Below are 12,740 nucleotides of genomic sequence, written 5' to 3'. Positions count from 1 at the left end.
GATTTTCCCAATCCTCTACGACCCCGGGAAACTTGATCTTAATTTCCCACTAGGTTGGTGGATTTGTTGTCTGGATTATATCCCTATTTACCCAGATTGTCAATAGGTTTATTGCAAAAAAGTTGGAAATTTTCCGCAGGGGTCTATTTTGCGAGGTTTTGCAGATCCCGCCCGCCATAAACAATACGAACGAGAGTTACGGTACGGGTGCTTTGATCGATCAGGTAGAACAGCAGAAAATCCTCCACGGTAAACCTGTGTATCCCCATGCTCTGCCACGGTTCCCAGTCCACAACAGGGTGCCGCCCGGGCAGGGCATCCAGTGAGCGAGCAGCCTTGCGGATGCGGTTGACCAGTTTTTGGGCGGTAGCTGGCTCTTTGAGCGAAAATGCGACATAGGAGTAGAGATCCCGCAGGTCGTCCAACGCCTGCGGTGCGTAGCGGACCGTATAAACGCTGCTCATATTCCAAACTCCTGATACAATGCGGCATCGACTTCATCGGCAGAAAAACTTTTGCCATTTTGCAGAGAGGCGACTCCCTTTTGCAGCTCGGTATCCAACTCGGTACGGCTCATGCCACCCACAGCAGTGGGGGTGGCAGGGGGAAGATGCAGATCGAGCGGGAGCCCCCGGGTCAGGACGATCTGGCGGTAAAGCATCTGGATGGCGCTGGACGGGGTAATGCCCAGTTGAGCAAGGATATCCTCGGCGCTTTCTTTCAGGTTGGTATCAATGCGGGCATAGACAGCGGCGGTGTTAGCCATAACGATCACACTCCTTTTTTACAGTATAACGCAGATTGCTTGCAAATGCAATCGATTGCAAGCCAAAATAAATGCGGTGTTTTGCGTTGACGGGAAAACGGGGATGCTGTATACTAAGTCTATTCTTTATTCTTGTAAAGGAGGGCGGGCAGATGAGCATTGGGCCAAGTATGCCGCTGCGGCTGGAAAAGCCGGAGGGCATCGACCTTGCACAGGCGGCGCGGTACTTCGGGGCCCGGGGCGGCGCGGACGCGGCCACCCAGGCGCTGCTGGAAAAATGCGCTGTGCCGCTGCTGGCGGCAGCCACGCCCCGGGCAGTCTGGCTGGAGGCCGACCCCGACAGCCTGACAGCGGCGGGGATTCTGGCAGGCGAGGATGTGGCAAAGCATCTGGAAGGCTGCACCGCCGCCCTGCTGCTGGCCGTGACGCTTGGCCCCGGTGTGGATGCCCAGATCCGCCGTGCCGGTGTGGGCGATATCGCCGCCGGTGTGGCATCGGATGCGCTGGGCTCCGCGCTGGCCGAACAGACTGCGGAGGCCGCTGAGGCTGAGCTGCGCCAATGGGCTGCCCGGCAGGGCAAGTATCTGACGGGGCGCTATTCCCCGGGCTACGGGGACTGGCCCCTTGCCGTGCAGCCGCTGTTGGCGGCAGCGCTGGACACCGCCCGCCGCGCCGGACTCTGTGTCACGGAAAACAACCTGATGACCCCCCGCAAGAGCATCACGGCCATTCTGGGGGTCAGTGATCACCCGGTCCGGGGTCATCTGGCGGGGTGCGGGCACTGCGTGCTCCGCACCCGGTGCGAATATAGAAAGAGGGGGATCACCTGTGCAAGCGAATGAACTGTTTGACCGGCCCAATACCATCCTGCTGGATGGCGGCATGGGCACCATGCTGCAGGCTGCGGGCCTGAAACTGGGGGCCCGCCCCGAGGAGCTGAACATCACCGACCCGGCGCTCATCGAGAGCATCCATGCCCGGTACGCCGCCGCAGGCAGCCGCATCATCAATGCCAATACCTTTGGCGCTTCCGCCCACAAGCTGGCGGGCAGCGAGTACACGCTGGAGGAGATCATTGCGGCGGGTATTGCCAACTGCAAACGGGCCTGTGCCCCTTACGGTGCATTGGCTGCGCTGGATGTGGGCCCGCTGGGGGAGCTGCTGGAACCCAACGGCACCCTTGCGTTTGAGGATGCCGTGGCAGAGTATGGCCGCATCGTCCGGGCAGGCGTGGCCGCCGGGGCTGACCTCGTGTTCCTTGAGACCTTTACCGATCTGTATGAGCTGAAGGCCGCCCTGCTGGCCGTCAAGGAGAACAGCAGCCTGCCCGTGCTGGCCAGCATGAGCTTTGAAGCGGGCGGCCGCACCTTTACCGGCTGTACGGTCGAGAGCTTTGCCGCCACCGCCCGGGGTTTGGGGGCCGATGCCGTGGGCATCAACTGCTCTCTTGGCCCCAAGGAGATCTTCCCCATGGCAAAGCGGCTGACCGAGGCCCTGCCCGGCAGCTTCCCGGTGTTCGTCAAGCCCAACGCAGGCCTGCCCCGCGCCGATGGCTCGGGCTACGATATCACCCCGCAGCTCTACGCCATGCAGATGAAGCCCTACCGGGAGCTGGGCCTGTTTGCTGCAGGCGGATGCTGCGGCACCACCCCGGAGTTTATCCAGCTGCTGAACGGCGTGTTTGCCGATTGCAGGCCGGGCCGCCCTGATCACCCCATGAAGTCGGTGGTGTGCAGCCCCATGGACTGCGTGGATGTGGACGGCATCACGGTGGTGGGTGAGCGCATCAATCCCACCGGCAAAAAGCGGTTCCAGCAGGCCCTGCGGGAAGGGGATATGAACTATGTGCTGGAACAGGCCGTGAGCCAGACCGAGGCCGGGGCCCAGATCCTGGATGTGAACGTGGGTGCGCCCGGTGTGGATGAGCCTGCCCTGATGGAGCAGGTGGTCAAGGCGCTGCAGAGCGTGGTCAGCCTGCCGTTGCAGCTGGATTCCTCCCATGCCGAGGCGCTGGAACGTGGCCTGCGGGTCTACAACGGCAAGCCCATCGTCAACTCGGTGAACGGCGAGGCGGAAAAGCTGAACACCATTCTGCCCCTGTGCAAAAAGTACGGCGCGGCGGTGGTCGGCCTTGCCATTGACGAGCGGGGCATCCTGCCCAAAGCCGAGGACCGCGTGGCCATTGCCCGCCGCATCCGGGACGCGGCACTGGCGGCAGGTATCCCGCAGGAGGACATCTATATCGACTGCCTGACCCTGACGGCCAGCGCCCAGCAGGAGGATGTGCTTGCCACGGTGCAGGCCCTTCACGCCTGCAAGGAGGAGCTGGGGGTGCGCACCATTCTGGGCGTGTCCAACATCAGCTTTGGTCTGCCCTGTCGCTCCTACCTGAACACCACCTTCCTTACCATGGCCATGTATGCCGGGCTTGACCTTGCCATTATGAACCCCTCCAGCGAGGAGATGATGGCGGCGGTCTATGCTTACAACGTTCTGACCAACCGGGACAGGCAGAGCACGAAGTACATTGAGCGGTATGCCAACCGGGTGCCCGCCTCTGCCGCACTGGCGCAGGCCGTGCAGAATGCCCAGACCGCCCCGGCAGCAGGCGAAACACCGGAGGCCGCCGGCCCCTATGCCCCCTTGATGAAGGCGGTGGAAAAGGGTCTGAAGGGCGAGGCAGCTGCCCGCACCCGGGCGCTGCTGGAGGAAAAGGAGCCGCTGGAGCTGGTGGACGAAGCCCTCATTCCGGCGCTGGATATCGTGGGTGCAAAGTATGAAAAGGGAACCCTCTTCCTGCCGCAGCTGCTGCAGGCGGCCACCGCCGCGCAGGGGGCTTTTGAGGAGATCAAGACCGCCATTGCCAAAAAGGGCGAGGGCAGCGCCAGCAAGGGACGCATCGTCATTGCCACCGTCAAGGGTGATGTCCACGACATCGGCAAGAACATCGTCCGGGTCATCCTGGAGAATTATGGCTTTGAGGTCATCGACCTGGGCCGTGACGTGCCGGTGGAAACGGTCGTGAACACCGTCCGGGAGAAGGATGTGCATCTGGTGGGGCTTTCCGCCCTGATGACCACCACCCTCAAGAGCATGGAGGAGACCATCCGGGCCCTGCACGATGCCAAGCTGGACTGTAAGATCATGGTGGGCGGCGCTGTGCTGACCCCTGAATATGCAAAAAAGATCGGTGCCGACTGGTACGCCAAGGATGCCAAGCAGAGTGCCGATATTGCCAAGGAGTTCTTTGGCGTATAAGTTGGGATATTAAGAGAAAACGACCCTCTCCGCATTGTAATTCCCGGAGAGGGTCGTTTTTTTGCTTACTTCTTGATCCAGTTGTCCACTGCGCTCACCAGAACCCTGCCCCGGCGGCCCAGGAGCTTGGGCAGGAGCATCCGGGCCATGGCCCAGACACCTGCAAAGTTGAACAGGATGATGGCGGCGGTCAGGAGGCCTGTCCACAGGCCGTAGAGCGGAGGCTCGGCCAGCAGGAGCAGGGCCTCGCCCGCCAGCACGTCGAAGTTCACCGCCACCCGGCCCGGGTGGATGGACATACCGATCATGTTGTGGGCATCCAGCGCGCGCAGCACGAACACGATGCCCAGACCGAAGAAGGAAGCCACCGTTGCGCCGATGGGCCCCCACCACTTGATGAAGAAGTAGTTCATAATGCAGTTGCTCACAGCACCGGCCAGCATGGTCCACAGGCTGTGGGTGGACTTTTTGTTGACAACGTATGCGCTGTTGAGGAACTGGTTGAAGCAGCTGCAGGTGGAAGCCAGCGTCAGGAAGGGCACAAAGTGCCAGGCGTAGTAGTAGTTGGACTTCATCACGTGCATGACCGGACGGCAGAGCCAGATGATGCCTGCCGCACAGCAGAACAGCACCGAAGAATAGGTGCGGAAGATCTTGGTAAAGAACCGGGCACGGCCCTCCTCCTCGGTCACGGCGGAGAGCTGCCAGGCATCGTAGAAGATCAGGCCCAGCGTGGTCAGGATGGTGGGCAGGAAGTAGCCGGTGGAAAGCAGGCCGCTCCAAGCGTCGCCGCTGTGGCCGTCCAGCCCACCGCACATCTCGCGCACAAAGAACAGGTCCGATGCGTTGATGACCCAGAAGCTGATCTGGGCCGGGATCATGGGCAGGGAAAAGCGGAGCATCTGCTGCCAGAGATCCCGGTTCAGGCCCTTGAGCTCCACATAGTTCCACAGCCTGCCGGTGATGCAGAGGAAGAGCACGCTGACCAGGTCACCGCTGATGATGGCAAGCAGATAACCGTTGGCACCCCAGTGGAAGCCCACAAGGTAGAGCACATAGAACATCAGGGTGGCAAAGGTGCACAGGATGCCGTCCACGGCCACCAGCTTGTTCCACTGGCGGCTGCGCACGAACTGGGTGCAGAGGGTGCGCAGGCAGCTCATCAGGACGTAGATGTAGATGAGGAAGCCGTACTGCGCCATATCGGGCAGGAACTGCGCCACAGGCCAGCAGAGGATCAGGATGCCGAAGCCCCCCAGAATGGTCAGCAGGCCGTTGGTGAACACCTGCTTTTCGCTGTTGCCCTTGTCCAGGCCAAAGCGGATGATGGCGTTGGACATGCCCATCGAGACAAAGGGGATGAGCAGGTTTGCGTACTGACTCAGGATCTTCGCCAGACCCAGATCGGCGATCTCGGCCATGGCGTAGGTCAGGAACGGCTGCACCAAAAGGGTCAGCAGCTTAGACGAAAAGCTCGAAATGGCAAAGATAATGGTGTTTCCGGCCAGCTTTGAATATTTGTCGCCGCCGGAGGTTTTTTTTTCACTTTCCACGAAAGGTACACACTCCTAATAGTTTTTATATCCTTTAGGGCAAAACCTCTCAGCTTCGCTCTGCAGCTCTCCTGATAGGAGAGCCAAGAAAACAGTGGTGCCTGACTTGCCTCCCCTACCAGGGGAGGTGCCGCCATAGGCGATGGAGAGGTTATTTCAATAAAGCCCGCCGTTCTTTCCAATCCGGCAGCAGCTTTTCCACCTCGGCCCAGAAGGCCGGGCTGTGGTTGGGCTGCAGGAAGTGGCAGTACTCGTGCACCACCACATAGATCTGTGCGGCGGGCGGCATGTTGTAGAGCTGCAATGCAAAGGTGATCTGCCGCCGTTTCATGTAGCATACGCCCCACCTGCTGGTCATGGCCCGCACCCTGATGGTGGGCTTCTGCCCGCCCAGCACCCCGGCAAAGGCCGGGTAGACCTTGTCGCTCATGGCGGTAAAACAGGCCAGTGCCTCCGCCTGGGAGGGCAGGGGCTGGTCATTCCGGGCGTTCCGCCGCAGCTGGCGGGAGACCGCCTCCCGGATCCACTGGGCCTGCTCTGTCACAAAGGCATCGGCAAAGCCCACCGTGTAGGACCACGGGATGCTCACGGCCACGGTGCCGTCCCGCCGGATGTGCAGGTTGAGCCGCTTGACTTTTTTGCGGGTCAGCTCATAGGGAATGCCTGCGGCGGTGCGCCGGGTCACTTCCGGCTTGCGCTGCGGCATTTCAGCCAGTCCTCCACGGGCAGCTGGGCCAGAACCACCGCTGCAAAGATGAGGGTGCAGCCAAAGACCTCCCGCATGGAAAGGCTCTGGTGGAGCAGCAGCCAGCCGCCCAGCGCGCTGAACACGCTCTCCAGACACATGATAAGGCTTGCAATGGCGGGGTTCACGTCCCGCTGGCCCAGGATCTGCAGGGTATAGGCCACGCCGCTGGACATCACGCCGCAGTAGGCCAGCGGGAGCCAGTTGGCCCCGAACTCGGCCAGGGTGGGATTCTCGAACAGGAGGGCGGCAGCGGTGCTCTCTACGGCCACCACAAAGAACTGCAGCAGGCTCAGGCGGACACCGTCCACCTGCGGGGCAAAGTGGTCCACTGTCATAATCTGAAAGCTGAACAGCACGGCGCAGGAAAGCAGGATCCAATCGCTGGTCTCAATGCCGCCAAAGCCGTTTTTCATGCAGAGCAGGTAGAGCCCGCCCACGGCGATGACCATGCTCAGCCAGAGCCGGGCACTGCCCCGCCGCCCCAGAAACAGCCCGAATACCGGCACCAGCACCACATACATGGCGGTCAGGAAACCGGCCTTGGCCGTAGAAGGGTTGAGCGTGATGCCGATCTGCTGGGCAGCGGAGGCCGCAAACAGCAGGGTGCCGCAGCAAAGCCCCGCCGTCAGCAGATGTCTGCGGTCGGCAGGGGCTTTGGGCCAGCCATAGGCTGCGCCGTGCCTGCGGTGGAGGGCATCGAAGGCGCGGACGGTGGGCAGCAGCACCAGCACCGCCAGCCAGCTGCGCCCGGCCAGAAAGGAATAAGCCCCCATGCCGGAGCCTGCGCTCTGGGCCACGAACGCCGTGCCCCAGATAAAGGCGCAGAGCATCAGCATGAGAGAGTGTTTTGTTTGTGTATTCATTTTAGCCGATGCCCTCCACTTTCATCAGACCGTAGAGGTAGTAACGGCTGGAATCGTAGGAAATGGTAACGCGGTAGCTTGCGTTGGGGTCAAGGTTGTCGATGTCGCAGTGGTAGTTCTGGCCGTCGGCGGTGAAATAGAAGGTGGTGTTGTCCACATACTGCGCGCCGCCGTCCACCTTTTTCCAGAGGGAGACCTTGAACTTCTGGGCACCGCCGTCGGTGGTGCCGCAGCCGTAAATGCTCAGCAGGCCGCTGGGCACGGTGAAGTATTCGGTCTTGCGGCTCCAGATGCCGTTGAACACGATGTTCAGCGCCCCGTTGGCCCGGGCTGTGGCGTATTTGGCCGTGGTATCGGCAATGCCATCGAGCATCAGCGGGTCAGAGCTGAGCACAGCCCACTGGGTGGTGTCGTCCTCCTGCACCTCGTTGGAAGATCCGAACACCTTTTGGGCAATGCTCTTGCAGCCGCTCAGGACGACAACGGCCAGCACAGCTGCCAGCGCAAAGGCAAGGATTCGTTTTGTTTTACTCATGTTTTTCTATCCTCAAAAACAGCAGGTGAAAAATGCGATATTTTTGCATGATACCATAGTATACCGCATTTTTTTCCTGCTTACAAGGGATTTTCTGTGTCTTAGCCGTCCAATGCCGTCAGAGCGGCACGTTCGGCGGCGGCAAGGCCGCTTTCGTCGGAGCGGAACAGGGAGCCATAGCGGTAGAGCGCCCAGCCGCCGACACCGGCGCTGCGCAGGTCGGTCACCTGCCGGGCCAGCGCGCTGCCGGTGCACCACTGGCTGACGCTGTCGGCGTTGGCTCCACCGTCTCCCACACCGACCCGGTAGGCTCCCAGCCCGAAATAGAGGGCCGTGCTTTCGGCCCGGGGCAGGGCCAGCCACTCGGCGGTGATGTTCTCAAAGGCAAAGCGGGTGCTGCCGGAGGAGAGAGTATAGCCGTAGCCCCAGTAGATCTGGGGGCAGAGGTAATCCACAACGGCATCCGCACCGGAGGCCGTCAGCCAGACGGAGAGATCGGTGTACTGCTCGTTCCGGTCGTTGTCCGGGTTGCCCTGGGGGCTGACCCCGAACCGCAGGGTCGGGTCGGCGGCCTTGACGGCATCGTGGACAGCTTTGACCAGCCGGGTCACGTTGGCCCGCCGCCATGCGGTCAGGTCAGCTTCCCCGCTGGCTGCAAACTGCGCCGCGTCAATGGAAGGATCGGTGGTGGGGTAGAAGTAGTCGTCAAAGTGGATGCCGTCCACGGCGTAATTCTGCACCAGCTCTGCCACGCCCTGCACCACATAGTCGGCAGCTTCCGGAATGGCGGGGTTCAGGTAGGCCCCCTCGTTCACGGTGCAGACCCACTCCGGGTGGATGTTCAGCAGGCTGTTCTCTGCAAGGACGGGGGGCATGGAGGCCGAGCTCCTGAGCCGGTAGGGGTTGACCCAGGCCTCCAGCGAAAGCCCCCGGGCGTGGGCCTCGGTCAGCAGCACGTCCAGCGGGTCAAAGCCAGGGTCCTGCCCCTGCACGCCGGTGCACAGGTGGCTCCACGGGAAGAGGCTGCTCCGGTAAAGCGCATCCCCGAAGGGCCGCACCTGCGCAATGACGGTGTTCAGCCCAAGGGACAGGCAGTTGTCCATCAGCGCGGCGGCATCGGCCCGGAACGCGCCTTCTGAGGAAAAGTCCATCTCTGCAAATTCGAGATAGCTCACCCACACCGCCCGCCACTCGCCGCTGGGCAGGGCAGGGTTGGGGGCAGCCTGTGGCGATGGCGCAGGCTCCGCGTTGTTTCCTGCCGGAATAGAACGCAGCAGATAATACGTCAGGGCGGCAGATACAGAGCCACCCAGTCCGATCAGGAAGGCGCGGCGGCCAACCCGGCGCTTGCGGTGCCGGTTCCGCCGCCGCTGGGTCATGCGTCTTCCTCCTGCATCTTGTACAGGCTCAGTGCCGCCCAGCCCCGGGCGCAGGCCAGCAGCACCCAGAGCAGATTGGCCCAGAAGCTCAGGCCTGCCATGCCGCCGTAGACCGTGAGCAGGACAAAGAGCAGGTGGAACGCCTCAGCGGCACCCACCAGCTGCAGCTGACGCTGGATGGGCCTGCCCTTCTGGTACTCCAGTGCCAGCAGGGCGGGCCAGACCAGTGCGGAGAATAAGTAGGCTGCCCAGCCGCTCAGCACATAGCTGAGCATGAGCAGGACAAAGATCAGGAAATAGCTGCGCTTGTCCTTGGGGTCAGAGCCCTTTTCAGCGGCCAGAAACAGGATGGTGATGCCGGTGATGCAGAACGCGACCATCTCCAGAAAAGAAAAATCCATACCGCCCAGCACAGCAAAGCCGTTGAGCATGGATGCCGCCGCCGCGCACAGCAGGAAGAAATACCAGGTCTTATGGGTGAATTTGAGCTTCATAGGGGAAGTCCTCCAGCAAAAATTTGGATTGTTTCAAATATTATAACACAATTTTCCGCAGGTTGTGTTACAATAAGGAAAACATGATTCAAAATCTGCGGAGGGACCCATGAACGTTGTATTCTCACTCATCCTGCTGGCGGCCGCCCTGGGCTGCATCGTTTTTCTGCTCACCCGGCGGGAAAACGCCCGCCGCAGCCAGTATGGCCCCAGCGGCCTTTCCGAGTTCCGCACCGACCTGCCGCTGGACGACTGCTTTGACCGGCTGGACCAGCACAGCCCGGACGATGAGTTCGCCTACGAGTGCCGCCGTGAGAACGATGGCGGTTTCCTGCTCCATCTGACCCTGCACCAGCCAACCCAGCAGCCGCTGGACACCCTGTATACCCTCCGGCTTGACCCCGGGCGGCAGACCATCGCCACCCTGATCTTCATCCGGGAGGCTTTTGGCTACAAGGAGCCGCTTTTTCCGCAGGAAATGCTGGACAAGTTCATGCAGCAGAAGCTGGAAGCCCACCGCACAAAATAATTTTGCCCGAAACGCTTTTCATTTCGCGCGTTTTTTGTTATACTTACTTGTGCGCCCGGCAAACCGGGCAATGGGGGCTAGTAGCTCAGTTGGTCAGAGCTGGCGGCTCATAACCGCCAGACCTCACCATTTCCAGTCTTTCCAAACATCGTTTTTCCGTTGTTTTTCGCTTCACAAGCTGCTTCAAAATCGGACTTGGGTATTTTCTGGGTACGAAAGCTGGTTTGCAGAGCTTTGAAACAACGTCATAAGGGCCATTAGCTTAACGGTTAAAGCCGGCGGCTCATAACCGCTCCAGTGGGGGTTCGAATCCCTCATGGCCCACTAAAAAAGCACGAGATTTCGGTCTCGTGCTTTTCTTTTACCTATCAGAACTTGTCACTTATACAGTTCCATACTCATCTGTTTCCGAATCTCATCACGCCGTCTGTCGTAGACCTGCGTGTAGATTGCAAGGGTTGTACTGGGTTGTGCGTGTCCGGCTTCTGCGGCCACCGTTGCCACGCCGATGTTTGGATTGGACAGCAGGATGCTCACGAAGGTGTGCCGGAACATATGCGGATGGATTTTCTCAATGCCTGCCTTTTTTCCAACACGGCGTACCAGTGCTGCGTAACTGTCGGGGTTGATGGGAAAACCGTAATCGTTGCAGATTATAAAGTCATTCCCACGCAAATCCAGAAGTGACTGTGCATACTTGGAGCCTTTCTTCTCCAAATTCTTCTGCCAGCTTGCACCCATCAGCTTTTTTCTGGACTTCCACTGTTCGTGATAGTCCTTCAAAAAGGCCATGAACTCCGGGGCAACATCTATATCACGGATGTTGCTCTCTTTCGTTGTGGTGAGTTGATAGCCGTAGTTTGGAAAGACGAGCAGGGATTTTGATACATGGATCGTTCCCTCACGGAAGTTTACGTCTTTCCATGTAAGACCAGCCAGTTCTCCACGCCGGACGCCAGTGTTCAGCAAGCACAAAATGATTGCTTTTTCGAGCATGGAGCACTCTTTCAAAGCCATTTGTAAGGCTTCTACTTCATCGCTATGTAAGCAATCCACTGATTTACTCTTCCGGCCTGATGCCTTTATCATTGGCATTTGAAGCAAAGTTCCATAGTTATCATTAGCGTAGTTCAGAACTGACCGAATGAACAGACTATACTCTCGCATCGTCTTTTTCGTCATGGGACGCCGATCAACCTCTACCTCGAACATCTGTTCAACTGTCTTTCCTAAAGCCGATGCCACCTGTTGCGCAGAATCCAACGATACGGTTTCACCACGGAAAATGCGCTCGATGGTTTCCTCACGGATGGTACATTTTTTCGCAATTTTGGGGCAGGACATCGTTTTGAATTCTTTAGCCTCTGGCTTCAAAACGGCGTGTTCGTAAACCCGCGCGTCACTGTCTTCAATGAAGCGAATAATCGTATCGCAATCCTTTTTTGTAATCAAAGCGATTGGCTTTTCAGAAAACTCTGGATAACGCTGGATGCGCTGAAGATATTTTTCCTTTTTCAAACTTGTGTTCTCTTTGTTTCTGTTGCTATCATAGTCGCCTTTCAGACGAACCGAGGGTGCCATACGAGAACGGTTTGATTCTATGTATTCTTGCGCAACGACTGCAAATGTTTTTCCGGCGTTGCTGGCTTCTCTATCGGCCTTTTCCTGTTCCTGCCGCTCAAATTCAGCGGCGGCAGCATTTGCAGCAGCATTACGCGCACGAGCATTTTTCAGTTCGGTGGGGTCAAAATCGAACCGACCATAGCGGCGTTCGATTTTGCCGTTCACCAGAACATTTGCGATGAGTTTATAATAACGAGGTTTCTTTTTGGGTTCTCTCAATTCAAACGATGCCATATATTTACCGTCCTTTCTATTTGGTGAGTATTTCTGTCACGATGAGTATAGCAGTTCAGGCGGTTTATTTTTAGGATGTCGCAGTTTGCATCCACATCCTTGACAAATCAAGATGTTGTCGTTCCACCGTTGAAATAGTCGGCCATCTTTCCGAGGTTGATATACCATTTGATACCCGACTGGAATGCCATGCCCGGAACTTCCCGGCACAGGCGGCGGATGTAATATTCAGGCAAGCCCATACGCTGACTTGCCTGTTTGATGCTGACGATCTGCGGCAGGACAACTGCCTCACTCTGGATTTCCGGCGATACCATCACTTTTTCATTCATCGGCATTTCTCCTGTCCCATTCATTGATTTCCAAACTGTTCATCAGGGCTTCTTCAATTCGGCGCATTTCGTTCCGTGTAATCTGCCCCAAGAAGCGTTGTACGCGGCTTTTATCTATCGTGAATATCTGTTCCAACTGAACCACAGAAGGCTTCTCAAAGGCCGTATTACGGTCTATCAGAACGTGTGTAGGTTGATGCTTCTTTTTCTCGGTGCGGGAAGTCACTGTCGCCACGATAAGGGTAGGCGCATAGCGGTTTCCTACATCGTTTTGAAGAACAACTACAGGGCGGGTGCCGCCCTGTTCTGAGCCGATATGCGGCTCCATGTCGGCAAAGTAAATGTCCCCTCTAAGGTATTTCCAATCTTTTGGTATGATACGATCAAGCCTCCTATCCTTATATATGTAGCAAAAGCCGCCCAATT

The 12,740-nt window shown here is 58.5% G+C and carries 14 protein-coding genes and 1 tRNA gene; 4 read left to right on the top strand and 11 right to left on the bottom strand.

What is annotated here, in order from left to right:
* Window positions 1–143 precede the first annotated feature (143 nt).
* The gene (locus MTP42_RS13745) at window positions 144–464 is read right to left on the bottom strand and encodes a type II toxin-antitoxin system RelE/ParE family toxin (RefSeq protein ID WP_249257579.1); all 321 of its coding nucleotides are present in this window, start codon (window positions 462–464) and stop codon (window positions 144–146) included.
* The gene (locus MTP42_RS13740; RefSeq protein ID WP_005934577.1) at window positions 461–766 is read right to left on the bottom strand and encodes a type II toxin-antitoxin system RelB/DinJ family antitoxin; all 306 of its coding nucleotides are present in this window, start codon (window positions 764–766) and stop codon (window positions 461–463) included. The genes MTP42_RS13745 and MTP42_RS13740 overlap by 4 nt, the downstream gene beginning before the upstream one ends.
* A gap of 152 nt (window positions 767–918) precedes the next feature.
* On the opposite strand from MTP42_RS13740, the gene MTP42_RS13735 reads away from it, so the two are divergent.
* Window positions 919–1,608, top strand: coding sequence for a vitamin B12 dependent-methionine synthase activation domain-containing protein (locus MTP42_RS13735; RefSeq protein WP_207685035.1), 690 nt, complete (start codon window positions 919–921; stop codon window positions 1,606–1,608).
* Entirely contained in the window at window positions 1,595–4,024 is a 2,430-nt protein-coding gene (locus MTP42_RS13730; protein WP_207685036.1) for a homocysteine S-methyltransferase family protein, read from the top strand. The genes MTP42_RS13735 and MTP42_RS13730 overlap by 14 nt, the downstream gene beginning before the upstream one ends.
* Before the next feature lie 65 nt (window positions 4,025–4,089).
* On the opposite strand, the gene MTP42_RS13725 is transcribed toward MTP42_RS13730, so the two are convergent.
* The 6 genes from MTP42_RS13725 to MTP42_RS13700 all read right to left on the bottom strand — a co-directional run bounded on the left by MTP42_RS13725 (window position 4,090) and on the right by MTP42_RS13700 (window position 9,596).
* The gene (locus MTP42_RS13725) at window positions 4,090–5,577 is read right to left on the bottom strand and encodes a lipopolysaccharide biosynthesis protein (RefSeq protein WP_249257578.1); all 1,488 of its coding nucleotides are present in this window, start codon (window positions 5,575–5,577) and stop codon (window positions 4,090–4,092) included.
* Window positions 5,578–5,728: 151 nt separating this feature from the next.
* Window positions 5,729–6,283: a M48 family metallopeptidase gene (locus MTP42_RS13720; protein WP_156068662.1), complete on the bottom strand. Its 555-nt coding sequence runs from the start codon at window positions 6,281–6,283 to the stop codon at window positions 5,729–5,731.
* A complete protein-coding gene (locus tag MTP42_RS13715; protein WP_207697271.1) occupies window positions 6,259–7,188 on the bottom strand; it encodes a DMT family transporter in 930 nt (309 codons plus the stop codon). Before MTP42_RS13715 ends, MTP42_RS13720 begins: the two co-directional genes overlap by 25 nt.
* Window position 7,189: 1 nt before the next feature.
* Complete coding sequence (locus MTP42_RS13710; protein WP_097773214.1) at window positions 7,190–7,723, bottom strand: hypothetical protein; 534 nt, start codon at window positions 7,721–7,723, stop codon at window positions 7,190–7,192.
* A 101-nt stretch (window positions 7,724–7,824) separates the two neighbouring features.
* The gene (locus MTP42_RS13705; protein ID WP_249257577.1) at window positions 7,825–9,102 is read right to left on the bottom strand and encodes a glycoside hydrolase family 10 protein; all 1,278 of its coding nucleotides are present in this window, start codon (window positions 9,100–9,102) and stop codon (window positions 7,825–7,827) included.
* On the bottom strand, window positions 9,099–9,596 hold the full coding sequence (locus MTP42_RS13700; protein ID WP_097771322.1) for a conjugal transfer protein TraD: 498 nt from the start codon (window positions 9,594–9,596) through the stop codon (window positions 9,099–9,101). The genes MTP42_RS13705 and MTP42_RS13700 overlap by 4 nt, the downstream gene beginning before the upstream one ends.
* A gap of 109 nt (window positions 9,597–9,705) precedes the next feature.
* Between MTP42_RS13700 and MTP42_RS13695 the strand changes: the two genes are divergently transcribed.
* Together MTP42_RS13695 and MTP42_RS13690 are read left to right on the top strand one after the other, a co-directional pair.
* Window positions 9,706–10,125, top strand: coding sequence for a hypothetical protein (locus tag MTP42_RS13695; RefSeq protein WP_005934560.1), 420 nt, complete (start codon window positions 9,706–9,708; stop codon window positions 10,123–10,125).
* Window positions 10,126–10,376: 251 nt separating this feature from the next.
* A tRNA-Ile gene (locus MTP42_RS13690) sits at window positions 10,377–10,449 on the top strand.
* 54 nt (window positions 10,450–10,503) lie between these two features.
* On the opposite strand, the gene MTP42_RS13685 is transcribed toward MTP42_RS13690, so the two are convergent.
* The 3 genes from MTP42_RS13685 to MTP42_RS13675 all read right to left on the bottom strand — a co-directional run bounded on the left by MTP42_RS13685 (window position 10,504) and on the right by MTP42_RS13675 (window position 12,738).
* The gene (locus tag MTP42_RS13685) at window positions 10,504–11,982 is read right to left on the bottom strand and encodes a site-specific integrase (protein WP_249257576.1); all 1,479 of its coding nucleotides are present in this window, start codon (window positions 11,980–11,982) and stop codon (window positions 10,504–10,506) included.
* A gap of 107 nt (window positions 11,983–12,089) precedes the next feature.
* The gene (locus MTP42_RS13680) at window positions 12,090–12,320 is read right to left on the bottom strand and encodes a hypothetical protein (protein WP_249257575.1); all 231 of its coding nucleotides are present in this window, start codon (window positions 12,318–12,320) and stop codon (window positions 12,090–12,092) included.
* Window positions 12,307–12,738, bottom strand: a complete 432-nt coding sequence (locus MTP42_RS13675; RefSeq protein ID WP_442899441.1) for a type II toxin-antitoxin system PemK/MazF family toxin — start codon at window positions 12,736–12,738, stop codon at window positions 12,307–12,309. The genes MTP42_RS13680 and MTP42_RS13675 overlap by 14 nt, the downstream gene beginning before the upstream one ends.
* Window positions 12,739–12,740 lie beyond the last annotated feature (2 nt).

The sequence above is a fragment of the Faecalibacterium sp. I2-3-92 genome, assembly GCF_023347315.1.
Classification (GTDB): domain Bacteria; phylum Bacillota; class Clostridia; order Oscillospirales; family Ruminococcaceae; genus Faecalibacterium; species Faecalibacterium duncaniae.
The sequence above is the reverse complement of the archived record's forward strand: the minus strand, read 5'-3'. Positions and strand labels throughout refer to the sequence as shown.

Bases quoted from the DNA above. Each gene is read 5' to 3' on its own strand.
- MTP42_RS13720 (WP_156068662.1), bottom strand. From the start codon at position 6,283: ATGCCGCAGCGCAAGCCGGAAGTGACCCGGCGCACCGCCGCAGGCATT.
- MTP42_RS13700 (WP_097771322.1), bottom strand. From the start codon at position 9,596: ATGAAGCTCAAATTCACCCATAAGACCTGGTATTTCTTCCTGCTGTGC.
- MTP42_RS13705 (WP_249257577.1), bottom strand. From the start codon at position 9,102: ATGACCCAGCGGCGGCGGAACCGGCACCGCAAGCGCCGGGTTGGCCGC.
- MTP42_RS13745 (WP_249257579.1), bottom strand. From the start codon at position 464: ATGAGCAGCGTTTATACGGTCCGCTACGCACCGCAGGCGTTGGACGAC.
- MTP42_RS13680 (WP_249257575.1), bottom strand. From the start codon at position 12,320: ATGCCGATGAATGAAAAAGTGATGGTATCGCCGGAAATCCAGAGTGAG.
- MTP42_RS13710 (WP_097773214.1), bottom strand. From the start codon at position 7,723: ATGAGTAAAACAAAACGAATCCTTGCCTTTGCGCTGGCAGCTGTGCTG.
- MTP42_RS13695 (WP_005934560.1), top strand. From the start codon at position 9,706: ATGAACGTTGTATTCTCACTCATCCTGCTGGCGGCCGCCCTGGGCTGC.
- MTP42_RS13685 (WP_249257576.1), bottom strand. From the start codon at position 11,982: ATGGCATCGTTTGAATTGAGAGAACCCAAAAAGAAACCTCGTTATTAT.
- MTP42_RS13735 (WP_207685035.1), top strand. From the start codon at position 919: ATGAGCATTGGGCCAAGTATGCCGCTGCGGCTGGAAAAGCCGGAGGGC.
- MTP42_RS13715 (WP_207697271.1), bottom strand. From the start codon at position 7,188: ATGAATACACAAACAAAACACTCTCTCATGCTGATGCTCTGCGCCTTT.
- MTP42_RS13740 (WP_005934577.1), bottom strand. From the start codon at position 766: ATGGCTAACACCGCCGCTGTCTATGCCCGCATTGATACCAACCTGAAA.